This is a genomic window from Vibrio jasicida CAIM 1864 = LMG 25398 (genome assembly GCF_000400365.1).
In the GTDB taxonomy this organism is placed as follows: Bacteria; Pseudomonadota; Gammaproteobacteria; order Enterobacterales; family Vibrionaceae; genus Vibrio; species Vibrio jasicida.
Genome location: NZ_BAOG01000052.1, coordinates 61,219 through 87,266, shown reverse-complemented (window position 1 = coordinate 87,266; position 26,048 = coordinate 61,219). Strand labels below are relative to the sequence as shown.

Below are 26,048 nucleotides of genomic sequence, written 5' to 3'. Positions count from 1 at the left end.
CCAACCATCACCGACGTAGACGCGATCCGTGTGGATGAAGATGACTTAGCGACGATTGGCTCTGACGGCTCAGATCCAATTTCAATCGGTGGCAACTTTACTACAACGATTGGCTCTGATGGGGTAGTAAGCTACCAATTAGATACTGCTGCAACGCCAGTTGATGGTCTAACATCACAAGGTGTGGCTGTGACCCTAACGGAAACTGCAAACGGTGACGGCAGCTTTACTTACCAAGCAACGGCAGGTACTGAAGTCGTATTTACACTGACCGTGAATACGGATGGCTCATACAACTTCACGCTTCAAGGGCCAATCGACCATGCTACAGACAGTGATGAGTTGACACTGAACTTCCCAATCCTCGCGACAGATTTTGATGGTGATACCACCACAGAAACGATCCCAGTCACCATCGTGGATGATAAGCCGACTATTACCGATGTCGATGCGATTACCGTTGATGAAGATGACTTAGGCACGATTGGTTCAGATCAGACTGACCCGATTTCAATCGATGGCAACTTCACTACCACACAAGGCTCGGACCGAGTGGTGAGCTATCAGCTTGATGCTTCCGCAACACCAGTGGCTGGACTCACATCACAAGGTGTGGCAGTCACGCTAACTGAAACCGCAAACGGCGATGGCAGCTTTACTTACGAGGCGACAGCGGGGACTGAAGAGGTCTTTACGCTGACAGTGGATACTGATGGTAGCTATAACTTTACGCTTGAAGGCTCAATCGATCATGCTGTTGATAGCGATGAGTTAACGCTCAACTTCCCAATCATCGCGACCGACTTTGATGGCGATACCTATGCTGAGACAATTCCTGTCAAGATCGTTGATGACAAGCCGACACTTGGTGGCATCGAAGCCCCAAGTGTGCAAACGGTTGATGAGGACGATATCCCAACAATCGGATCTGATGGTACGCAGTCAAACAGCATTGCGGGTAACTTCATCGCGACTGATGGCTCTGATGGCATTGTGGAGTACGGCGTTTCTGACCTAACGACGCCAGTACAAGGCCTGACCTCTGGTGGTCAATCACTGGTTATGGTTGAAGTATCAAACGCAGGTGGCGTTTCAGTTTACGAAGCTCGTATTGATGGCACGACGACACCAGTATTCCGAGTGACCCTCGATGCCTCTGATGATAGCTACACGTTCGATTTGCTTGCTCCTCTCGATCATCCAAATGCTGATGGCCAAAATGAACTAATCATCAATTTGCCGATAAACGCGACTGATTTTGATGGAGACGTGTCGAACAACATCACCTTACCAATTACGGTTGTGGATGATGTTCCGACCATTGATGGTTTACTAGCAGGCAGCGAACAAACCGTTGATGAAGATGACCTACCAGCAGGTACAGATGCTGCAAGTGCAGAAGATACTGTTATTTCAGGTACTTTTGATATCACCGAAGGTGCTGACCAAGTTGCTTCTATTCAGCTGAGTGACTTGACCACGCCTGTTGCGTCACTGACTTCAGATGGTGAAACTATCACCTTAGTTCTGTCTTCTAGCGCAAACGGCGTGAACGTATACCAAGGTGTCGCTGGCAATCCTGCTGAAGTGGTGTTCGAACTGACTTTGGATGCGACGAACAACACCTACGACTTCGATTTACAGAAGCCGCTTGATCATCCAGATGGTAATCAGCAAAACGAGATTGTTATTAACCTCCCTGTGACGGCGACAGATAATGATGGTGATATTTCACCAGCCTTCACATTGCCAATTACCGTAGTGGACGATGTTCCAGTTGTTACCAATATTGAAAGTCTACGTGTCGACGAAGATGACTTACCTCTTGGTTCTGATGGAACGAAAGAGTCATTAACGGTATCAGGTGAGTTCGAAGTCACTAGCGCAGATGGTATTGATGCTTTCGAATTGGATCTAAGCTCAAATCCTATCCCGAATCTGAAATCGGGTGGAGAAGAGGTAACACTTTCTCAAGACGTTGGCGCTTCAACTGCTGACGCGCTTGTTTACGTGGGACAAACACCGGGTGGAGTGACGGTCTTCACGTTGACACTTCATCAAGATGGTAAATACGACTTTGAGTTATCTGGTCAGTTAGATCACGCGGTTAACTCTGATGAAATTTTGTTGAATCTACCTGTGAAGATCACGGATGGCGACAACGATACCATCACTGCGACCTTGCCAGTGACCATCGTAGATGACAAACCAACCATTGATGCTATTAGCTCTGGTAGTACCTTGTCTGTGGATGAGGATGATATTCCAAGCCAAGGTTCGGACGACACGCCAGAATCCAATATCATTGGTGGCAACTTTGACGTTACTGATGGTGCCGATTCTATCGTTAGCTTCCAGTTGGATAGTTTAACATCGCCTGTTTCTGGCCTTACCTCAGATGGTCAACCGCTTGAGTTGGTTGAGTTTTCAAATTCAAACGGTGTGATTGAGTACCGAGCTTATGTACAAGGTACGACGGACACCGTCTTTAAACTGACGCTAAATGGTTCAGCAGACAGTTATGAATTTGAACTGTTGGGTGCACTTGATCATCCTGCGGGTAACGATGAAAACTCGTTAGTCATCAACTTCCCAGTCAACGCGACTGATTTTGATGGCGATATTTCAAATAATATCACCTTGCCGATCACAGTGGTGGACGATGTTCCTGCGATTGTGAAAGTGACAGACACTAGCCAACAAACAGTCGATGAAGATGATCTTGCTGGTGGCTCAGACACGACAAGTAGCGATTCAACGGTATTAACTGGTGGATTTGAAGTCGTTGATGGTGCGGATGAGATTGTCAGTTACCAAGTTTCTGACCTCAATGCCGTTGTGTCTGGCTTAACTTCGAACGGCAACAGCATCGAGTTGAATGTGGTGAGCTCGGTTGGTGGTGTAACCAGTTACGAAGCGGTCATTACTGGCACATCAACTAAGATCTTCACGTTGTCTCTTGATGCGAATAACGACAGTTACCAATTTGAACTATTGGGACCAATCGACCATGACGCTGTTCAAGGTGAAAACAACCTTGTCATTGATATTCCAATTACAGTGACAGATTTTGATGGTGATACGTCATCATCACTGAACCTTCCAATCACCATTGTTGATGACATTCCTGAAATTACATCAGCAGATGCGTTGGCTGTTGACGAGGATGATCTCGCTAATGGCTCTCAGGCAACCAACAAAGACAGCCTAGAAGCAACAGGTAATTTCGATACGGTGGAAGGGGCAGATACTGTTGTCTCTTACCAGTTGGATCTTACTTCTAACCCGATCCCAGGAGTCACTTCAGGTGGTCTCGCGGTGACGTTAGTTCAAACCGCGGTAAGCAACAACAACTTTACTTATCAAGGTCAAACACCGGATGGTAACTCAGTGTTCACGCTAGTTTTGAACGCTGACGGCTCTTACAAGTTTACGCTTGAGGGTGCACTAGACCACTCAACCCAAGGCGAAGATACACTCATACTCGATCTTCCAGTCTTCGCGACCGATGTCGATGGCGATACGGCCGGTATTAACTTACCAGTGACGATTACCGATGATGTTCCAACCCTGCACGATGCGTCTATTTCACGTATTGAGGGACAAGGAAACCGTACGGTTCGCTTATTCCGAGACCCTGTAGAAGGTGATGATGATCTTGGTGCTGACGGTGCACAAGTGACTTCATTCTCGGCTGATGATTCAGGCATTTACTTCAAGCAAAACGGTGTTGACTCGGACTCTGTTGATTTGAACGGCAGCAACCAAGTTGTGTTCGTTCACAAGGTTCTTGACGGAGTGGATACCGAAATCGGTCGTTTGATTGTACGAACTGACGGCCGCGTGTCTTTCCGTCCGAATGACGATCTTGATCATACAGAAACTGACTCTATTGATTTCACCATCAACGTTGTTGCAACCGATGGTGACGGTGATACTAGTGATGCAGATGTTGATATCTCAATCACCGACCGTAACGCGCAGATTAATACGTCAACCATCACCGCGTTCGAGGACCAAGGTCGTGGTGGTGTTGTCGCAGGTGTGGATTCTGCAAATACCCAAGATAACCTATCAACCTTGGATGTGACGCCAGCGAAAGTCGATTTGGTTATCGATTTGCATGATATCGATCGTAACGAGAGCCTAGGTGACATCACTATTCGAGATGCCAATACTCACAACGGTACGTTCTACTATCGAGACGGTAGCGGCAACTACATTGAATTAACGCCTGTCGGCAATACGGTTGTTCTTGATGCATCAAATGTCGAACAATCATTCAATGGTGAGCTTGTCTCGCTAGATAACTTGTACTTTGTACCAGATCGCCATTCCTCAACTGATGCTTCTGGTATCGATCCTCGTATCCGTGTGGAAATTCTTAACAATGGTACGCCAGATCACACGATTAATGGTCGCTTGGATATTGAAGTTGATGCGGTTGCAGATATTGCAACGTGGAACGCGAGCAGCACCTTCGATTATACCGTTGATGAAGATGGCAACAATGTTGAGTTAGACATTGAGGCGAACACGCAAGATATCAGCAACCCAGAGTCCATCGTATACGAACTTGTCTTTACCGAGGGTGGAGACAATGCGACGTTGGTTTACTCAGATGGTACACCTATTCCAGAAGCGGGTGGCAAATACCTTGTTGACGCAAGTCGTATCAATGAGGTTGAAGTCGATCCTTCAGAGCACTTCTCGGGTCAAATCAAGCTCGATGTCACTGCCATCACAACCGAAGGAACGAATCCGTTAACCGGTAAAGAAACAGCGCGTTCTGATACAGAAGAAATTGTTATAGACGTGAATCCTATTGCGGATGAAGGTAGCTTCACGGTTCACCGAATTAATATCTTCGAGGACAATGCTCGCACTCAAGACACCGTAGATCCAGTGACTGATCATGACCCACTGCAACTGAGCGAAGTGATTAAGATGACACCTTCTGCGGATATAGATGGGTCAGAAGAGCTGTTTGTACGCATAGACAATTTCTCCATTGATGGTGTGACGTTAGTTTGGCTTGATACCGCAAATCCAAGCCAAATCAATACAGTTACAGACAGTGGCGGTAATGTTCTTTACTACGAAATTCCAGAATCAAGCCTTGCTAATGTTGAAGTGCTTCCTCCGTTACACAGTAACGAAGACTTCACGTTTGACGTAGAAGGTATTGTGAAAGACAACGCCTCTCTATCAACGGGCACCGCTCAAGATATTCGTTCTTTGGGTACGCAATCGGTGATTGTCGCGGTGAAAGGTGTAGCGGATATCCCAGACATCGAGCTGAATGATAAAACTGGCATTTGGAATATTTTTGACGATGGTACCGTTCGTGGTATCGAAGCGGAAATCGACGAAAATGGAGAAGTTGGCTTGGCCTTTAGTGTGGTATCTGGAGAGCTGAAAGATAACCCTGCTGATAGTTCAGAGTCGATCACAGTGCTTCTGTCAAATATCCCTGATGGTGTAGAACTGTTTGATAACGATGGTGCCTCTATCGACTTGACGTTTGTTGGATACGATGGAGCAGGCCAACCGATTTACGAAGCAAACATTACCAATGCTAACGTCAACTCGGGCATCGTTATTCGACCTGAAGCGTCGTCGACAGAAAATATTACCATCACAGCAACCACTATCGTGACTGAGAACGATGGTCATACGCGTGAGGTAACAGGTGAAATCCGCGTTAAAGTTGCCCCTGTGATTGATGCTCAAGACAACTATGTCGTTAGCTCTGAAGGCAATGAAGACACGCGCATTAATATTGATTGGGAGCCGACAGCAACGCAAAGCCCGGATGCGGACGAGTTCTTTGCTGGCCTAACAATCAGTGGCTTCCCAAATGGCAGTACTGTTTATGTTGACGGTGTCGCGCAAACCGTGACAGGTGGCAGCATCACGCTCACTCCGGGAACTACCGAGTCAGAGCAAGACTTCTCTGCCAGAATCACTCAAGATGGCTATATTCAAGTTCAGCTTGAACAGGACTCAAGTACTGACTTTAGCTTGAGTACACAGGTGACGGTGAAAGAAATTGATGCAGAGTATGTCGACTCAGGCAATCCGGGTGAGGGCATCGCATCTACCGTGATCAACGGTACAGTCAATGTTCAAGTGAATCCGGTTGTTGAACCAGAGAACTCAACAGGTGATGTCGCTGATCAAACTCGCCTTCTGGTTGAAGAATCTGGTGGTACAACGACAGATGTGGTTCGTGCCGACGCTCAAGGCCATATCGACTTCACAATTAACACCAGTGCTGGTGGCCAAGCCGGTGCTAACATCATCAAATATCAAGAGTTTGATGATTCTTCTGATGAAGTCGTGACTCAATTGGTGGTTCAATTCAGTATTACTGACCCAGAAATCTTGAATCAGCTAGTCATTGTTGGTGCATCGAATGAAGGTGGTGGTCGCTGGACGATCACTGATGAAGAGAACTTCTCGATTATTGCGCCAGCAGGTTTGGATCTTACACCTAATGATGACACCGACGACGGCGATAACAACGGTATTTCTTCAATTGGCTTAACCATCTACGCACAAGTGAACGACTTGGGTGAAGATACGGTCGAAGAGGACGCAACAGTTCAACGTCAAACTGACATCACACTTGAGTTCCCAACAGACATCACGCCTCAAACCAGCGTTGCAGCTGAAATTGACCTTGATAACACGGTTCAAATTGATGGCAACGAAGACAATACTGTTGATTTGGGTACGCAATTGTCATCTAAAGTCACCACCATTAATGCCGATGGCGTAGAAGATGTCCTAACGCTTGTTATTGACCCTTCATCACCTGGTGTACCTCCAGGCCTAGTTATTGGTGGCACTGATGTTGACTTCGTTGACGGCAAATACGTGTTCCAAGCTTCGATTGATGCGAGTGGCAACATTACTGGTCTCGATGGTTTGACCCTACGTGTTGCCGAAGATTGGGCAGGTGACTTCACGCTCCCAGTTCTGTTTGTTACCACCGATACTCAATCGGGTGATGAAAACACTACGCTAGAGTCGCTACCTGTTCAGATCTTGCCAGTTGCGGATGTCCCTGGTTCTTCGGGGGATCAACCTCTTGATAGCAATGTGACACCAGATGTGACAGTCGATATCACTGGTACGTTAGGCTTAGATGCTGACAAGCAACCAGTGAACGACCTTAACAATGATGTCCCAACCAACGATGGTATTGGCTACGAAGACGGCTTGATTCAACTCAACTTGAATGTCGACTTTGCTGACAACCGTAATAACTTGCAAGCGGGCAGAGAGACGCTCACCAACATTAAGCTCACGCTTGATGACACGACGTTAGGTGAGTTTGTTGACGCGAGCGGCAACCCATTAGGCACAAGTATCGAGTTCAGTGCTGCTGAAATTGCTGCGGGCGCATTGGATGAAGTGTTGTTCAAGCCGAAAGAGAATTACCCAGTCGGTGGCGGTCAAAATACCGTTCAAATTAATATCGAAGGGGAGATCACGGATACAGCAATCATCGATCAAACAACGCTTGCTAACCCTGGCGACGATACCGATGTTCGCACCTTCACTGATAACGTGTCGTTTGAAATCAAACCAGTGGTTGATGACATTACGATAAGTGGTACAGATCCTTCTCAACCTATCGTTGTCACAGGCGATGAAGATACCCTTATTTCATTGACGCAGTCAGGCTCCGGCGTATCGGTGAGTCTAAATGATGATGATGGTTCAGAGCAGTTTGTTTCCTTGAAGCTTACTGGATTACCGACCGACTTTATTGTGACTTCTAGCTCTCCTGATTACACGGTGAAAAACAACGGTGGTGGTGAGTGGAGTATTCAACTGAATGATTTGACACAAACATTTGTTGATTTGAGTTCAATTCAAATCCAACCACCGAAAAACTTCAGTGGTGAAGTTGATATTGGCATTACAGCGTTCACACAGGAAGAGTTGCTTAAAGTACCTACGGAACACACTGGCAACTTCAAAGTGATCATTGATCCGATTGGTGATGATGTTGATGTAAACCCAGATACCTTAGTTTCAGGTAATGAGGGTGAAGACATCGAAATCAATATCAATGCCCTTGTGGTTGATAACCAAGAGTCGATTGGTGATGGTGCGAATTATGAAGAGAACGATCCAGAAACACTTCGTGTAGAAATCGCGAATGTGCCAGACGGTGCAAGCATTGAACTTACCGACGGCACTGCATTTGCCGACCTAGGTGGCGGTGTGTTCGTTCTAGAGATTGATGCTCAAGATCTGGATAAAGTGGTCTTTAACTCTGGCGATCGCAACGACAATTCTTGGAATGGCACATTAGAGTTTAAAGTGCAGGCCGTTGATACTGGCTTAGATGGAAGCCAAAGCCTAGGCACACCGAAAGAGTTCGACGTTAAAGTCGAGGTAGAAGCTGTTAACGACCGCCCAGAGTTTGTTAATACAGTGGATGTTGAAACGCAAGAGGATACTCCGTTACTGCTTAATGGCTTCAGCATTACAGACGTTGATGCGGTGCTAGATGATCCGAATGCTGAGTACGTGCTCAATGTTAATGTAGACAGCGGTATCTTGGAGCTCAATCCAACGCTTATCACTACTTACAACCTAACCGTGAGCGGTGATGGTACGGACTCCGTTGAACTGAAAGGCACTGTGGCCGATCTAAACAATGCCATTGCAGACGGTTTGATTGAATTTAATCCGGACCTGAACTTCTTTGGTGACGTTCAGGTGGACGTGACTGTCGATGACCAAGGCAATGAAGGTATCGTGATTGGTGGGGTAGATGACACCCTAAATACCAACAGCAGCAACTTCAATATTGAAGTGACAGCGGTGAACGATACCCCAGAAACTACGCCAGTGACGCTACCGGATATTGCAGAAGACAGTGGTGTGTTCTCTATCTCTGAAGCAGATCTTATCGCGAATGCGACAGACGTAGAAAACGACAACCTCACTGTTAGCAATGTTCAGTTAACCGATCCAAGTTCGGGCAGCATTACTTTCAACAGCGGTACTGGTGAGTGGGAGTTTACCCCAGCACCAGATTATAACGGTCCAGTTGAAATCACGTACACCATTACAGATGATGGCACGACAGATGGTGCATCCGATCCTAAATCGGTTAATGGCAGCGCGTCGTTCAATGTAACGGAAGTAAACGATGCACCAACCACGTCTGAAGTGACACTTTCTGATATTGCTGAAGACAGTGCGGCGGTGGAGATTACCCAAGCTGATTTGTTGGCGAATGCCTCTGATATTGAGAACGACACGTTGACAGTGAGTAGCGTTCAATTGGTCGACCCAAGTAGCGGTACATTGGATTTCGATAACGTCTCAGGTACATGGTCATTTACACCAGCCCCGGGCTACAACGGCACGGTGAACCTGACTTACACCATTACCGATGACGGTACGACGAACGGTGCTTTTGATCCTCAGACAGTGTCAGGAACGGCAACCTTTGAAGTTACCGAGGTGAACGATTCTCCGGTGACATCTGAAGTAACGCTAAGCAGTACGGAAGAAGATGGTAGCGCGGTGACGATTACTGCGGCAGAACTTCTGAGTAATGCGAGCGACCCTGAATCGGACAATTTGACCATTAGTAATGTTGCTTTGGCAGACTCTTCGGCGGGTATGTTAACGCAAGTCAGTGCGACAGAATGGACGTTTGAACCTGCTGCAGATTTCTTTGGCGACGTTAATTTCACTTATGAAATCACAGATGACGGAACCACTAACGGTGCGCCAGACCCAATCACAATTGCTGGCACAGCAGTGTTGAATGTTGAAGCGACCAATGACGCACCTGAAATCACAGCAACGTCGGTAACGGATACGATCAACGAAGCCAATGGCCAGAAAATTACTGGTATTAGTGTAAGCGACATCGACTTCACTGGTGCACAGGCGAATGAAATCATGACGGTGACGCTAGCGGTGACAGAAGGTGACGTTCGTGTTGAGCCACCGGCAGGTAGTGGTGTCACTGTAGGTGCGGGAATGTTTGGTGAAATTATCCTAATGGGTACACCAGATAACATTAACTCCGTTCTTGGCGCGACAGATGCTTCTGAGGGCGTTTTTGTGGATGCAGGAGACGTGGATGCTGCTTCAATCACCTTATCGGTTAAAGTCGAAGACAACGGTGTGTACTTTGAAAATGCATCGGGTACAGCATTGGAGGCGAATCAAGATTTCACTATCAATGTGACCCCAGTGGCTGATGCGCCAACGTTAGGTATCGATCCTCAGTTTAACTACGTTCGTCAAATTGCTGCTAGCCAAACCGCGAGCAGCCAAGGTCTTGCAATTGTGGGTATTATGGCTGCATTGACGGACATTGACGAGGTGCTTTCACTGGAACTAACGGGTGTACCTGCTAGTGCAGAGGTGACAAGTGGTGTTTCTCCATCAGGCATTAGTTTCGATGGCACCACTTGGACAGTACCAAGCGATGAAATTGATACACTAGAAATTGTGGCGACGGACACCAACAGTGGTATTGATACCGGTTCTTACGATATTTCTGTTACCGCGATATCAACAGAATCTAATGGTGATGAAGCCCAGTCTGCACCTGTCCAAATTAGCTTGGATGTGAGCGGTGATAACGACGATATTGATCAGTCAAGTGCAACAGACGACAGCTACCTAGTTGGTGGAGACACAGGCATTAACTTAATCGGTGGGGAAGGTGACGACCTTATCGTGGGTGGCGATGGTGATGATGTGCTTATCGGTGGTTTAGGCTCAGATATCCTAACTGGTGGTGACGGCAGCGATACCTTCAAGTGGACAGTGGATTCGGTTGATGAAGGGGCAGTGGATACCATCACTGACTTTACGGTGAACGAAGACATGATTGATTTACGTGAAGTGATCTCTGACCTGAACAGCCCAATGATCGATATGGATGATCTGTTAGGACATATCTCAGCGGATTATGACGCATCTACAGAAGCGGTATCGTTGAACATTACCACCGATACGAATGTGCATCAGACCATTGTAGTTGAGCACTTAGGTGACGCGATTGACTTCAATGGGCTCAGCTCGAATGAGATCGTTGAATCTCTACTCAATAATAACATTCTGTCTAACGGTTAAACGGACATAAAGCCAAAGCGCGGTAGCTCAATGAGTTATCGCGCTTTTTTGTATCTGAAAGGTGATGTTTTTGAAAGCAAGTGGATACAAACAAATTAACCCAAATACTTGTTCATCAGATGGAGCTAATACTGGAAATTTGGATGCTTAAACGTGTATATCGAGAAGGCTACCAATCACTTCATTACTTTTATCAACGACAGAAGCGCCGATTCGGTTGTAGCTTGCGGCTTGAGTCAAATTAACCAAAGGTTCGACGGCATTTGGAGAGGGAGTAAAGTTAGGAGTGTTAAATGAGAGTTCGGAATCTTTGACTAGTTCAACCTTATTGAAGTCTAGGTCGTTTTCTTTCACAAAGTCTTTTTGGATGTCATGGGCAGCGTCTTCAGCCATCTTTTGCGATAGCTGAATCATTTGATATCCGGATTGAATTCCTGATATTGGCATGCTGCTTCTCTCACTTGTTATGCTTTTGTTAGCATAGGAAGTGTTGTAAATTCGTGCAAGTGCTTTTGTTAATCTGTTTGATTAAGCAAACAGTTTTGAAAGCATTTCACGTTCTTCACTCGACAGGAGTGGGCTTTCTTTTTTATTCAGAGAGTGATTAATATCGCCTTGAAGCGACTTTAATTGGCTCGCTGTCAGGTCATTAATCTTTTTTCTTAATTCATTAAATTGCTGAGTAGTCATCTCGATCTCCTCACATTTCTTGGGCTTCTCCTTCATCCACCCACCTCAGCGACCTTCATGGTCACAATTAAAGAATGTTCTAATATTCTTAGATTAGTTTTTGAATGGTGTTTTTTTGTCCGAGTAATGTCAGTAAGCGTCAAGTGCCTTGTAAGACTTTTCTTATGAATAAGCACGCTAATCATAAAGGGGTAGAATCATAGTCTACCCCTTTAATATGGTTACTTAGTTCAATATTCTTAGTTCGTTCTAGGTTGGGTTAGTTCACGCGAACGGCAAACTTAGAAGCGAGTGAATGCAGCTCAGGCAACATACGGTAAATCAGATGCAGTTGCTGTAGCACCATGCGGGCTGAATGGTCGTCTTCATCACGCCATTCATTCAGTCTTTGCTCTAGATCTGCATCATTGATTGATGATAGGTCGCATTCTTCACAATGATGATGAAGTTGGCGATGCAGCACATCCAAATGCTGGTGAATGCAGCGATGTGCATCGAGCACAAGTTGATGAATAGATTCATCTTCAATTCTCGTGCGGTGGGCGCCTAACGCTGAGATGTAACTCAGCATCGCGTGGTTAAGCGTTAAGAAACGGAAACTTTCGTCTACCGCAGTGCGATACTTACCTGGTTCCGCCAACATTGTACTGATGGCAGAAGAAAGGTTTGCATCATTGTTGTGTGCTTGGCGGCGAGCAATACGATAGCTGAGGTTGTCTTTCTTACCAATACGGTATTGACCGATGATCTGCCCGAGATACTGCTTGTTGGCATCAATCGCATCGGACATCACTTTGTGTAAACGTTTTGATTGCCAATCTGGCAGAATCACCATGACGGCACCTACTGCTAAAACACAACCAATCAACGTGTCCGCCAAACGTGGCAGTACTACGGCGTAGCCTTCGCCTAACTGATTGAACAAGAACAAAACCAACAAGGTAATAAACCCCGTCGCATAGCCGTAGTTGTTAATACGAAATGCAAAGAACATCACCCCCGAGAAAACAATGAATACTAACTGGCTTTCTTGGGAGGGGAAGAAGGTAAGTAGCGGGACACCAATTAACAAGCCCGCTAATGTGCCGATCACACGAGCAGTCAGCTTTTGTCTTGTTGCGCTGTAATTCGGCTGACAAACAAATAGGGTGGTTAATAGAATCCAGTAACCACGGTCGATATCAAATGCTTGAATGATGCCGTAACCGGCTGTCAAAGCAATTGACATACGCAGCGCATGACGGAACAACATCGAATCTTTATGTAGATTCGCCGCAATACGTTGCCACATTGCTTTAAACGTGTGTGGGTTGGTGTCATCGAGTACGTCTTCTTCTAGGCGTTCAGCATCTGGGTTATTGATGTTGCTCAGTTGCTTCTCAACAGTCGCTAAGTTATTGAACAAGTAGGTCAACTGAGCTAATAGGCGTTTCCAGTGACTTTGGTCTTGCTCTTCTAAATAGCCTAGTGAGTTTTGCAGTTCTGCTAAAGCCAAAATAGATTGGTCTGTGTGAGTATACTCGTTACCCAAGCGGATAGCATGGGCGATGTCGCGACACGCTTGTGCTTGTGATTCAAGCAGGTATTTGAAGCGAAACAGAACATCAGAACGCTCAAATTCTGTCGCAAGATCTTGATAACGATAGTGGCTTGAACTGACGCGTTCATGGATATCTTGTGCGATAAAATAGATGTTCAAGAAGCGGTCACTTGGACCATCGATATGGCCGCGCTTAGAACGGCTAAGCAACGTCGCTTTACAAGCATTCAGTGCATTCACAGTCGCAGCGTTGAGTTTTGCTGCTTCTATACGCATGGGTTGTGGTGTGAGATTGGTGACTGGATGAAACAGCTTTGCCTTGGCATCTAGGTAGTTTGCAATTTGAAGAAAGACAGTCGCGAGGCTTTGTTGAACGGGTTGAAGCGGCCAGAACATCTGCCAGATCATCGACATAAAGTAGTACCACGCAGCGCCTGTCAACAACAGAAGCGGTTGGAACCAAATATTCGTACTTTCGTGCGCCCCTAGCATGGTGTAGATCGCAATCAACAAAGAGCCAAAGGCAATGCTAGCGTATTTAGGTCCAATGGCACCCAGCATGATAAAGCCGAAGGTAGAGACAAACAGGCCGATAGCAAACGCCCACGGTGTATCAAACAATATCTCGATAGAGAAGGCAGCAACGGCAAAACAAATGAAAGTGAGCAATAATGCCTTCACCCTACCTGTAAAACTGTCATCGCTTTCTGCCAGAGCTGCGGCAATGACACCTAAGATAAGCGGAGTGATCAAGGTGTTTTGGCCGAAATACCAAGTAGGTATCACCACACCAAGCAAGGTGATCAAAATGAGAATGCTATAGTTGATGGTTTTGTTTGCCCAATAGAGCCGAAGTTTTAAAGCTGCTTGCACGATGCGCCTTTCGTAGCCGGTGGAAAACGAGAGAATTTTAACAAACTCACTATAGCGTGTTTATGACCTAATTTAATAAAAATCATCAGTTGCTCAGGAAATCAACAGAATTGTCATTGACTTACTGAAGGAGGCTTGTGATGGAAGCGTGTCTCTTGTTCACAAATTCAACAGTAATGTGAATTTTAATTAAGAATACCGACAGAACGCGATTTGTGCTTCATCCATCGCTACAATTTAACCGTCTAAAATGATATAAAACGGGAACTTCTATATCAAAAGGCGCACCTTTCATGCAGCTTACTGCCTCTAATAAAGCACAGTTTTTTATTCAAAATGAGTATTACCAAGTCGAAATAAAAGAAAACAGTGTTTTATTATGTTCAGTGGGTAGTGAAGAACACATCCCGTTTACGATTTGGAATGGCAAAGTGTCGGTCAAAAGAGGCCTTTTATGGAGCTCTTTGCAATTCTTTGCTCATGAGCAAGATGGCAAACAACAAAGCTGGTTAGTTCAAGGCCTACCTTGGCCTCAATGCCGCAAGTTTGCTGTAGAGGCGGTGCGTCAATATCAGGATTGGCATAATACTCAATGCCGTAAGCTTGCCGAATTTCTGCCTAAGTGGGAAGACGAGTTATATCAGCTTAAAAACTTGCCTGCTTACTTACCGCATTCTCAAGTACAAAATTGGGTCGATAAACTCAACAACGAATTGGTTGAGATTAAAACCAGTCTCCTTGAAGCGAAAATGCGCATGCCAAAGCGCATGGCTGAAATCGAACCTTGGATTTCTGAAACGTCGAAAACTTTGAGCCAACGTAACCATGATTGGCTAGAGAACGAACGCCCGAATTGGGAAGTGTTGTTCAACCGTATTGAGTCGTCACCTCTGAATCTCTCCCAACAGCATGCCGTCTTACTCAACGATGATCATAACCTTGTGTTAGCGGGTGCTGGGTCTGGTAAAACGAGTGTATTGACGGCACGCGTGGCATATTTACTACAAAGTCACCAAGCGCAAGCAGAAGAATTGTTGATGTTAGCGTTTGGCCGTGATGCGGCTAAAGAGATGAAGGAGCGTTTGGTTGATAAGGTTGGCCTCGCGGCAGAAAACGTGCGCGTGAACACCTTCCACCAGCTTGGATTGCGTATTCTTAATCAAGTCGAGCCTCAACCGGTCGAAATTAGTCCGCTGGCTTTAGACGATAATCAACGCTCGGCTTGGTGTATTGACTGGCTTAAGAAACATTGGATGACACCAACCAACTTTAAACGTTGGCAGAAGCACTTGGATAAATGGCCGATTGCTTATTTGAAAGGTGACGATGAGCTAGGTAGCCATTCAGAAAACCCTAAGTTGATTGCTTGGTTAGACAGTCAGCTTTCGCAACTTGCTGCGGTCGGCTTGACCAAAAAGCAAGTGCAAGAGAAGCTAGTGAATCATCAAGACTACACGCGCTTGAATAGCGAACTGGCTTTGTGTTGGCCATGTTTTAGTGCATGGCAAAAAATGCTCAAAGAAACCAACCAGGTCGATTTTCCTACCATGATCAGTCGTGCGACGGATTATGTGACCAAAGGTAAGTTCATTTCACCTTGGCGTTTTGTGATGGTAGATGAGTATCAAGATATCTCTCCAGACCGCTTGGCTTTGATTGAAGCTCTGTGTGAATCGACAGAGAAGCAAACCGGCGCGACTTTGTTTGCTGTGGGGGATGATTGGCAAGCGATTTATCAATTTGCTGGAGCGGACGTGGATTTAACAACTGGGTTCCAAGATCGCTTTGTTCACTCAACGGTTCATTACCTTGATACGACCTACCGTTTTAACAATCAAATTGGTGACGTTGCGAACACGTTCATCCAAGAAAACCCATCGCAATTGCCGAAAACACTCAATAGCCATAAGCAACGTAAACAAAAGAGCGTACATACTGCACCAAGCAATCAAGTTGAGAAGATCCTAGATCAACTTAACCAGCAAGCGAAGAAAACGAAATCGGTACTGCTGTTAGGGCGAAACCATTATCACAAACCCGATCTATATGACGATTGGTTGAAGCGTTTCCCGAACCTTGAGATTCGCTTTATGACGTGTCATGCAAGTAAGGGGAGGGAAGCTGATTTTGTTATTATCTTGTCTGTGGACGAAGGGCAGTTCCCTGCTAAGAAAAAGCAAGCCCACATTGATGGCGCATTGACGGAGTCAAAAGACAAATTCTCTTATGCGGAAGAGCGTCGTTTGTTCTATGTTGCGCTGACTCGTGCTAAAGAGAAAGTATGGATCACGCACACCGGTGCTGGCTCTGGGTTTGTTCAAGAATTGGTGAACGGCGATTATCCAATTGTCACTTCTCGTTAGATAAAGACTTCACGTTAGAAGCGTTTCTTTTCGGTTAGAAACAACAAAGGCGATACTCGGTATCGCCTTTGTTTTATGTGTGATTTAACGTTCAGAGCTTATGTACGTTCTGCTAGGTAAGCGTCGTAGTCTGGCACTTCAATGTCCACTTCTTGGTCAATCAGTGGGGAATTGAATAGGAACTTAGCTGTAGCGCGGTTTGTCGCGACCGGAATGTTCCACACGCTTGCAATACGCAACAGCGCTTTTACATCTGGGTCGTGCGGTACGGCGTTCAGTGGGTCCCAGAAGAAGACGAGTACATCGATGTTGCCTTCAGAGATGAGAGCACCAAGTTGTTGGTCACCGCCCATTGGGCCACTGATCATGCTCTTGATTGCTAGACCGGTTTCCTTGCTTAGCATGTGGCCAGTCGTGCCTGTAGCGTACAAGAAGTGGCTTTGCAGTTTCTCTTTATTCTCTTTAACCCAACGAAGTAGCTCAGGCTTGCAGTTGTCATGGGCAACCAATGCCACATGTTTGTGCGCTGGCATGGTACGAGTCTTTTTTTGCATCAAGTTATTTCCATTTTTATGATTTTAAATTCGTTGCTGTCCAATAAAACACGTTTTTTATCTATCAATCAACTGCATTAACGCTGAATGTCGGCCTATATTCTGACGGAGATAACGATTCTTCAATTGTGTCGTCATGAAGAGTCTTCGGAGTTAGCGCTTTAATGGTTGGTGACGCATGTTTCTCATACGGTTGCTGACGTAAATAATGCACGGCTTGCATCACTGATAAACGGCCTTGTTGGACCATTTTATCGGTAGGTGCAAATAGGACTTTGTGACGCAACAAACCTCGGTAAACACCATGGCTGAGGTAAACCGAAACTAAACCAATGTCCTCGGTTTTACCCGCGCTGCGTAATTCACTGATTGCGGCCTCAATCGCAACGGCGCTGCCAACAATGTAATCAATGTTGCCCATATCAATCACACGTTGGACTAGATTGCGTTGCAGTTCTTTGTCGTTATCTGCCCAGTAGGAATCGACGATGTTAATGTCGCTGTCTTTGATCGCTTCATAAAACCCCGTTGTTACCGGTTTTGTTCCGCCACGTGTTCTTGGTCCAAGCAATAAAGCGATGTTGGTTTTGCCTGACCCTTTCGGATGTTTGTCTGCGAGGAACTTACCTGCTTCGTAACCCATCCAATACCAATCAACACCAACTTCACCTTGAAGTAGCTGTTTTTGTTCTTGATCGAGTTCAAGTTGGTTTACGGTCGCAAACACGGGCGTATTGCCTATCCAGTTTTTCAGGTTGTGTTCGTAAGCTTGTGGATCGACCGTTCCAAGAATAATGGCATCTGCACCCCATTGGGTACACAAAGCCAGTTGTTGCTCTTGGCGAGTTTTGTTTGGGTAACCACCAGCCTCTAAAACACGAAGGTTGATACCAAGTTTTTCCGCTTCGGAAACCATTCCATAGTTTACTGATAACCAGTATGAGTCCTTTAAATGAGGGTAAATAGCACAGACTTTCTCTGTCGCAAAAGCTGGCACTGAAGCGAAAAGTGACATTGCGAGAGCTGAATGCTTGAAAATTGTGCGAAATGAGCGCTGATTTATAACCATGAAATGAAGTTCGTTGGCATAGATTAAGTAAACACTGCAAAATATAACGTAATATGTCGCCGAACACGAATATTAAGGTCAGGAAAATATGTTGCTAGCTACCGCAAGCATCGGTCGCAAACTGTTATTGTCTTTCATTGCGATGGCAATGCTGGTCATGCTGTCTGCGCTAATCGGTGTATCAGGGTTTTCTCTGGTGGCAAAAACAGAAAGGAACGTGGTGGACGCTGCCATACCGGCAATGATTGAAGCTCGACAAGTTTCGGAGCTCAGCACTCGCATTATTTCATCGGTGCAAATGTTGTCGAATGCGCAAAATGAACAAGAGCGTAAAGAGGCGGGACGAGTGCTGTTTGATCAGCTTGAATCGCTGCTTACTCACATCAAAGAACTGGGTGGCGAGTCGTTTGACGCTGATTTACTCGAAACCTTAGAAAATCACGTCCAAAACGTCATCAATAATCTAGCTGAATTGGGTGTGACGGTAGAAAGAAAGCTGTGGCTCGCCAAAGAGATCGATACGCGCGTAGAAGAAATGCGCTTATTGAGTGAAGAGCTTGAGCAACTGACTCGCACCCAAGTTCAAAACACCAGTACGATCGCGGTTGCTAACGTCACTCATATTTATGACCTTCTTGAAACCAACAAAAAAGCTCAAGTTTACCAAGCTTTGGATGCGCTCGTAGAAGTCGATCTCGATCTGACTGAGCGACTGCATGAATTGCACTTATTGGCGTTTAAGATGCTCAACCAGATTGAAGAAGCTCGCACCCTCACCAATGTGGATCGTATTCAACAAATCCAAACTGAGTTTGAAGACAATCTAAAAATCATGAAGCGACGTGTATTGGCGGTAGAAGACCCGACTCGCTCAGAGCAGATGGGGCAACTACTGAAAGAGCTGGGTAAACGACAAGTTGTGTTTACTATCCTGCTTCAACAATACGAAAACAACGAGCAGTCTCAAGAGTTAATGCAGGGGACGTTACAGCTCTTCTCTGAGCTAAATGGTACCGTCAACAAGCTGGTGGATGACTCAAACCAAACGACACGTGTGGCTGTCGATGAGCTTACGAATACCTTGAAGTTCGCACAGTGGTCCCTGACGGTGATTTCTATCATTGGTTTGATCATAGTTGTCTTGATCTTGTGGCGTGTCGTGTATGTTTCGGTGGTTAAGCGTCTGGGGGAATACTCGGCAGCGCTATTGTCGGTTGCACAAGGTAATTTGGCGGTTGAGTTAGAAGTAAAAGGCAAAGACGAACTTGCACATATGGGGCAGGCGATCATTACGGCACGTAACACTGCGCAAGCGCTTAAAGTCGTGGCCGAAGGCGAAGCGCAAGCTAAGCGAGAATTAGAAGAACACAAAGAGCACCTAGAAGAGTTGATCGAGCAACGTACCTCTCAGTTGAAACAAGCAAACCGTCGCTTAAATGAAGAGGTGCTTAACCACGCGAAAGCGCGGAAACAAGCCGAACAAGCTAGCCGTGCGAAGTCTGCTTTCTTGGCAACAATGAGTCATGAAATTCGGACACCGATGAATGGAGTGCTTGGAACCGCTCGCCTGTTAATAGACTCAGGGCTAAACCCAATTCAAAAGCGTTATGCAGAGATCATCAACCGCAGTGGTAAAACTCTATTGGCGATCTTAAATGACGTTTTAGATTACTCCAAAATCGAAGCCGGGCACTTAGAGATACGAAGTTTAGGTTTCGACTTGCATCAGATCGTTGAAGACACTTTCCAGCTAATGAACGGTAAGGCACAAGAGAAGAAGCTGCTCTTTTCTTACCATATTGAAAGCGATGTAGGTCGTTATTGGAAAGGTGACGTGACACGTATCAACCAAGTGTTGAATAACTTAGTCGGTAACGCGATTAAGTTTACTGAGGAGGGGGAGATTGATATCTACGTCAGCTTGAATCCAGAAGACGAATCACAAGTTTTATTTGAAGTCTCAGATACCGGAATTGGCATTGCGAAAAAAGACCAGAAGACGTTGTTTGATGCCTTCACCCAAGCGGAAGGTGGTTTAAATCAAACTGGTGGTACAGGTTTAGGTTTAGCCATTAGCCGCCGTATTATTCAAGCCATGGGTGGACGTCTGGACGTTGACTCTGATGAAGGCTATGGTAGCCGTTTCTGGTTCTCGATTCCTTTGGAGGAAAGTGAACCAGTTGAAACCGTTTCTATTGCGAGTGCACGGTGCAAGATCAAAGCGAAGGTGTTCATTGTCGAAGATAATCCGGTAAATCGGGTGGTTGCGGAAGGTTTCTTAGAAAGCATGGGGCATGAAGTCGTCATGGCGGAAGATGGTGCGCAAGCGGAACGAATCATGCAAAAACAGGACTTCGATATCGCATTAGTCGATATTAATTTACCTGACTGTAATGGCACTGACTTGATTCATCGACTGAAACACATAGAAAGTAACAAACCAACAGAGAAAGCACTTGCACCAACACCAATGGTTGCGGTTTCTGCTCACGTATTTGCTGAAGAAGTAGAAAGCTACTTAGCAGCGGGTTTCGATGGCTACTTACCGAAACCAATGGAAAAAGAAGCACTTGCTACGCTTATTCAAGACATGTTAGATGGCAAACAGCTTTTGCTGCCCCAAATGAGCAAGTGTGCCCCTCAGGATGAGACGATAACAATCACTGATATTAACGAGACACCGGTCATCAATGAGCCGACAGCAGAGGATCCAGCAATGGTTATCATCAATCCGAATGTGATTCAGTCAGACATGAAGATCTTGGGCAGAGAGAAAATGCTGCACATCATCGACTTGTTTAGACAAACCAGTACTGACGTACTGAGTCAGATGGAAACATCTGCGGATAATGGCGATAGCCGAGCAGTAAAAGATCTTGCTCACAAGTTGAAAGGCAGTGCAGGCAGCTTAGGTTTGACGGCATTGATGGATACCTGCCAAAGCATTGAAATTGCATTAGAACCATTAGAAGTATACTCAAGCGAGCAAGACATTATTAAGAAGCAAGTGACCGATTCGGTCGTTGCACTTGACCGTTTGATGGCAGAATAAAAGGCGTGTGATGCGCCTTGCGTCTTGCGGTTAGCTCGTGGGCTAAAAACAAAAACCTCCGGTTTGCGCCGGAGGTTTTTTCTATTCGGTCAGATCATCTTCCCACTCGAACCGAGTGTCTAGAGCATAAGGATCATCTTCGAACGGATGTTCCATTCTGCCACGCAAGTATTCGAGTTGGTGCTCAAGCATGTTGACCGTGTCGTAATCCCCCTCTGAGCAGGCAACGTATATCTGTTGCTCGAGAGCGGCGATGTTGTCTCGGATACTCATGAGAACCCCCTTAAATCATCATCGATTCTCAAAACGATTATAGTCAAGTAAACCAAATTCGATCGGTTGTTTTGTACGATACCAATCGTGGATACGATCGCTAAATGGCCAGAACTTTTCTGAGCTTCGGCGAATAGCAAAATTATCCAGTAACTTAACGTAATCATCCTCGGATTTAAGGGTGCTAAATTGATCGACAAATTCTTTTACTTGATCTTCTTCGATTGAGAAAAACGCTGCTGGATAGCTGCCAACCACACCTCGAACAATGGTCATGTCATCTTTCGCAAAGTCTCGATTGCTCTCCTCATTAAACAAGCTAGAAATGTTGATGTGAGCGTTATTATGAATAAGAGTGAAAAGCTCATCCTCACCGGATTTGCTGCGCACCATTAGCATCGTGATTTGCGGTACCGTTTTTAGCCCTTCCCCACGAACTTGGTTGATGCTCGCCAACTGCTGCTCATTCTCTACGGTCAGCGCGGTATCGACGATGTCGTATCGTGGCAACAAGATAGGTGATACTTGCTTGCGCAGAATATCTAATAGCTCCGATTTAGGATCGTCGGTGTGATACACAACACTGGTCGGTTGGCTAAATGGTGCCACGTTGCGTTGTAAGAAGTCGCTTAGTTGACGCGGTTGGTCCTGATACCAGCTTGAATGTTCTTGGTGGCGCATATCAGCAGGAAGTAGGGCAATAAAGTTACTTTCCCCTTCAAGGCGTAAGAAGTCCATGAACATGCGGGTAATCAGCTGGTGGCCAAAGTTACCGTAAACATCGAAGCCGGTAACAAGTAGGTAGTGGATACGTTCAAGCAGAGCATAGTCCAAAACCCAAGCCGTTTTCGGTTGTTCGCCCACCAAACCTTGCACTACTGACGCGCTGTCAAAGTGACGGAAGACCGTAAGAGCTGCATTCGGATTTGTACCGTTGCCGTCCCAAATTACGTCGGTCGATAGGTGCTCACCGTTCTTAAACCACTTGTTGATGAAGTCAGATTTGGCTTCTAGGTAGCGTGCTTGCTGACGCGAGTATTTCACCCAGTTGGTTACTGGCACAGTATTGCTTTCAAGCTCGCCGGGAAGTTTTAGGTTCGCTGCTTGTGAGCGGTAGAATTCGTTGACTTCAGGAATGTCGGCCTTGTCTGGGTCTAGGAAGAATACCCAGAAGCGATCATTAATTACATTTAATGCCAGCTGACCACGACATACCGGACCTTTGATGTAAGCCATGATGGTGTTCTGAGCGTTGTCCAACATGAACTTGAAGCGAGACTTCACAGGCAAATCGATGAATGCGGTCATTGGGTTTGCGGCGATTTCAGGCTCGTAGCTTGGTAATTTTGCTACTTCATAATCGGCATCAATGAACCATTTTTTCCAGTTCTCGATACGTTGTTTGTTCAGCGCAAACGGCATGTGCGTCTTATCTACAATAGTGCCTTGCTCAGGAATGATTCGGTAGTACACACGTTCAACCCCCGGATCATCATACGGACGACGCGTTGTGATGCGTTTTACTGGCTCTCCCGGTGGCGTCGAAGATCGCACGAGAGTGAAGAAGCGAGGTTGCTCACCGTCCAGCTCAGAAAAGAACAGGTGCGATAAGAAAAGGTGTTCGTAAATATAACGAGCGGCGAGCTGGTTTTTGCGAGAACTCTTGTTCAGCAGCGTCTCGTATTTCTGAACCTCTGCTTTTTGTTGCTCGGAAAGCGGGATATGCGCATTCATGATGCCGCCATTTTCCAGCCAAAGCATGAGCGTTTGATATTCTATCGCTGTTAAGTTCGGCATCCCGAAAGGCATTCCCCATGTCGGGTTGTCTTGTTCGTATTTTGCGTACTCTTCTATCGTCGGACACGTTTGTTCACGGTCGATAGAAAAATCGAAGCCTTCTAATTGAACTTGATCAGGGAGTGGATGACGTTTCTTTTGTTGCAACATACGAGCAATCAAACCTGCATCCATATTAGCCGTCATGCTCTGCTCACGCTCGTTGAGCACAGGATGGAAGCCAGCATCACGCCATTCTTGCGTAGTTTGCGCGTCTTCAAATAAGCGAGTTGGGGCTGCTGCGGTCAAGCGTGTGCCTTCGTAAACCAAAGCTTTGCTTGCACCACGGTCGATGCCTTCTACGGAAGAGAGTTTTAACTGGCAAGGGGCATCGTAGCAGGCGTGACAAACCACACATCGATTATCGACGATAGGTTTTACTTCATGTTGAAAGAAGTCCGCTTGGGGCGTTTCAATAGCAACAGTACGCTCACGCACTTCTTCAGGGCCAAACAGTTTGTCGTAGTTTAGGCCCGCATAGGTCGCACAACCTGCAAACAGAGTGGCGATACACAGTGTAAAAATTAAACGTAAATTCATTGAGTTATTTTGAGTAAATTGAATTTGCGTTAATTAAAGCAAAATAAGCCGCCAAATACCAAAAATCGGAGCAAATTGCTCCGATTTCCGGGTTGTTATTGTTAGCTCAATGCCAAAGTAAGAGACAAACCTAGAACGAGTAAGTCACGTTAAAGCGGAAGTCTCGCCCCGGGCTTGCATAGCCTTGGGCGACAGGACTGCCGATGTATTCCATGTACGACGCATGGTCAAAGTAGTATTTGTCGAATACGTTCTTAACAGACAGCGTTAGAGATAACTCTTCGTCAGCGAGTGGCATCCAATATGCGTAAACATCGTGTACGCCGTAGCCAGGCTTTTCTGGATGAACGGTTGGATCTGCCACGTCGGTTAGACGTTCAACAAATCGAGCATTCCAGCCAAACTCCAGTGTTTCCATCGGCTGATAGATCAGATCAAGCACCCAAGTGTCACCGATAGATGTGCCTAGGGTAGAGTCATCATCCGAAAGTGGAGTGCCGTTGAGTTCTGGGCGTGATTGGTTGTAGCTCAAGCGAGCTGACACATCTGAAATCGCATAACCTAGGTAAGCGGTGATGCCTTGATTATCTAAATCGCCAACATTGGTGTACACGGCCCCTTGATTGGTGACGACATCTTTGATGGTACTGTCAAAGAAGGTTAAGCCAGCAAAGAATTCGTCATATTGGTAGTTTGCACCCAGCTCTAGGTTGCGCGCTTCCTCTGGCTTACGGTTTGGATCATTTTCGCGGTAGTCGATGACAAATAACTCTTTGATTTGTTGCCCACGAAACGCTTCCGCATAGCTCGCGAATAGGTTCAAACCTTCAAAGGCGTTGTAATTGATACCAACGTTAGGGCTAAAACCACTTGAGTCAAAGTCTTGGTCCATGTTGTCGGTCAGTTCATACCAATCATAACGAGCACCAGCGGTGAGAATGAGAGCGTCTGTCAGCATCCAGTCGTCTTGAACAAACAAACCGTAGACAGTGCCTTTCTCTTCATCATCCTTTTTACCATCGTAATTGGTCTCAAATTCTGATTTGTCTTTCTTGTAATCTAGGCCGTAAACCAAAGTATGATCGGTGAGTTTGCTAGTGTTGAAGATCTTCACGCCAGAAGTTTGAATTGAGCCATCGCTCGTTCCCCAACGTGGGTGATCTTTGTGGGCAAGACGACTGTCCGTGTAGTAGAAGGTCGTATCGAGATTGAATAGGTCACTCGCGCTGTATTTGTGGTTTAAGGTGAATGTCGAGCGGTCCGTCTCTTGGTCTAAAGGTTCGTTTTTGAAACTTGGTTGGAAGTGCGGGCGATTCAAGCGTCGTCCATCGTCATTACGATAGTCGTAGCTTACTGAGAGGTAGTGTTCATCATTGAGTTGACCGGATAGTTTAAGGAGGGCAACTTGCTGTTCTAGCGCTGTATAATGCTGCTCTTTACCTTTGCCATCTTGAATATTGTCACCATCGATGTAACCGAATGATGCCAACAAACCAAGTTGATCGGCGACTTCACCATAAAGACTTGCCGATACTTTGTAGCCTTCATTGTTGGTGTAGTAGCCACCTTTCAACATTGCACCGTAGGTTTGGTCTGCAGCGAGTAGATCGTGTGCATCTTTTGTGGTGAATTTAATTGCGCCGCCAAGTGCACCAGGGCCGTCTGTTGCTCGTCCGGCGCCTGCACTCACATCGACTTGCTTAAGCAGCTCTGGCTCGATCGATAATCGGCCTTGGTGGTGAAATAGGTTACCGGATTGTTCTGCACCATCGATAGAGACATTCAGCATCGTATCTTCTAGACCTCGGACGTAGATCTTTTGAGAAATACCTGATGAGCCACCGACACTGACTTCGGCATCCTTTCTGAAAATATCATTAAGATCTTGAGCTTGGGATTTTGCTAGTTGGTCAGAGTCTATCGAGATATCGACACCTTCCGGTGTGTGACCAGTCACCTCGATAACTTCCATATCATCCTTGGCGTAAGTCGCTTGTGACGCCACTAAAAGCGCGATGGTAAGTGGGCTTAGCTTAAATACGGTTGAAGCAGACACCGTAACCTCCATTGTTAATGAGAATTATTATCGAGTGAGATTTTGGTGATTCTTCCACGCTGAGTAAACGAC

At 46.0% G+C, this 26,048-nt stretch carries 11 protein-coding genes; 3 read left to right on the top strand and 8 right to left on the bottom strand.

Annotated features, from left to right (window positions below; genetic code table 11):
• A partial coding sequence (locus VJL_RS14275; protein WP_038878881.1) for a T1SS-143 repeat domain-containing protein occupies positions 1-11,130 on the top strand: 11,130 nt, incomplete at its 5' end.
• Positions 11,131-11,277: 147 nt separating this feature from the next.
• Here the strand turns inward: VJL_RS14275 and VJL_RS14270 are convergent.
• The 3 genes from VJL_RS14270 to yccS form a co-directional block, all read right to left on the bottom strand.
• Entirely contained in the window at positions 11,278-11,544 is a 267-nt protein-coding gene (locus VJL_RS14270) for a hypothetical protein (RefSeq protein ID WP_038878879.1), read from the bottom strand.
• Between the two features lie 114 nt (positions 11,545-11,658).
• On the bottom strand, positions 11,659-11,820 hold the full coding sequence (locus VJL_RS29660; protein WP_164492032.1) for a hypothetical protein: 162 nt from the start codon (positions 11,818-11,820) through the stop codon (positions 11,659-11,661).
• Positions 11,821-12,079: 259 nt separating this feature from the next.
• Positions 12,080-14,233, bottom strand: coding sequence for a YccS family putative transporter (gene yccS / locus VJL_RS14260; RefSeq protein WP_038867955.1), 2,154 nt, complete (start codon positions 14,231-14,233; stop codon positions 12,080-12,082).
• Positions 14,234-14,526: 293 nt separating this feature from the next.
• On the opposite strand from yccS, the gene helD reads away from it, so the two are divergent.
• Complete coding sequence (gene helD, locus VJL_RS14255; RefSeq protein WP_038878876.1) at positions 14,527-16,596, top strand: DNA helicase IV; 2,070 nt, start codon at positions 14,527-14,529, stop codon at positions 16,594-16,596.
• Positions 16,597-16,694: 98 nt separating this feature from the next.
• On the opposite strand, the gene VJL_RS14250 is transcribed toward helD, so the two are convergent.
• Entirely contained in the window at positions 16,695-17,150 is a 456-nt protein-coding gene (locus tag VJL_RS14250; protein ID WP_038867953.1) for a methylglyoxal synthase, read from the bottom strand.
• A gap of 64 nt (positions 17,151-17,214) precedes the next feature.
• Positions 17,215-18,264, bottom strand: a complete 1,050-nt coding sequence (gene torT / locus VJL_RS14245) for a TMAO reductase system periplasmic protein TorT (protein WP_080774396.1) — start codon at positions 18,262-18,264, stop codon at positions 17,215-17,217.
• A 43-nt stretch (positions 18,265-18,307) separates the two neighbouring features.
• Between torT and torS the strand changes: the two genes are divergently transcribed.
• A complete protein-coding gene (gene torS / locus VJL_RS14240) occupies positions 18,308-21,271 on the top strand; it encodes a TMAO reductase system sensor histidine kinase/response regulator TorS (RefSeq protein WP_038878873.1) in 2,964 nt (987 codons plus the stop codon).
• An 81-nt stretch (positions 21,272-21,352) separates the two neighbouring features.
• Here torS and VJL_RS14235 read toward each other — a convergent pair whose 3' ends face one another.
• The 3 genes from VJL_RS14235 to VJL_RS14225 form a co-directional block, all read right to left on the bottom strand.
• On the bottom strand, positions 21,353-21,544 hold the full coding sequence (locus VJL_RS14235) for a hypothetical protein (RefSeq protein ID WP_005447215.1): 192 nt from the start codon (positions 21,542-21,544) through the stop codon (positions 21,353-21,355).
• An 18-nt stretch (positions 21,545-21,562) separates the two neighbouring features.
• Positions 21,563-23,920: a fatty acid cis/trans isomerase gene (locus VJL_RS14230; protein ID WP_038878870.1), complete on the bottom strand. Its 2,358-nt coding sequence runs from the start codon at positions 23,918-23,920 to the stop codon at positions 21,563-21,565.
• 130 nt (positions 23,921-24,050) lie between these two features.
• The gene (locus VJL_RS14225; protein ID WP_081634982.1) at positions 24,051-25,976 is read right to left on the bottom strand and encodes a TonB-dependent receptor domain-containing protein; all 1,926 of its coding nucleotides are present in this window, start codon (positions 25,974-25,976) and stop codon (positions 24,051-24,053) included.
• Between the last annotated feature and the right edge of the window lie 72 nt (positions 25,977-26,048).

Bases quoted from the DNA above. Each gene is read 5' to 3' on its own strand.
- VJL_RS14270 (WP_038878879.1), bottom strand. From the start codon at position 11,544: ATGATTCAGCTATCGCAAAAGATGGCTGAAGACGCTGCCCATGACATC.
- VJL_RS14230 (WP_038878870.1), bottom strand. From the start codon at position 23,920: ATGAATTTACGTTTAATTTTTACACTGTGTATCGCCACTCTGTTTGCA.
- torS (WP_038878873.1), top strand. From the start codon at position 18,308: ATGTTGCTAGCTACCGCAAGCATCGGTCGCAAACTGTTATTGTCTTTC.
- VJL_RS29660 (WP_164492032.1), bottom strand. From the start codon at position 11,820: ATGACTACTCAGCAATTTAATGAATTAAGAAAAAAGATTAATGACCTG.
- VJL_RS14235 (WP_005447215.1), bottom strand. From the start codon at position 21,544: ATGAGTATCCGAGACAACATCGCCGCTCTCGAGCAACAGATATACGTT.
- helD (WP_038878876.1), top strand. From the start codon at position 14,527: ATGCAGCTTACTGCCTCTAATAAAGCACAGTTTTTTATTCAAAATGAG.
- VJL_RS14250 (WP_038867953.1), bottom strand. From the start codon at position 17,150: ATGCAAAAAAAGACTCGTACCATGCCAGCGCACAAACATGTGGCATTG.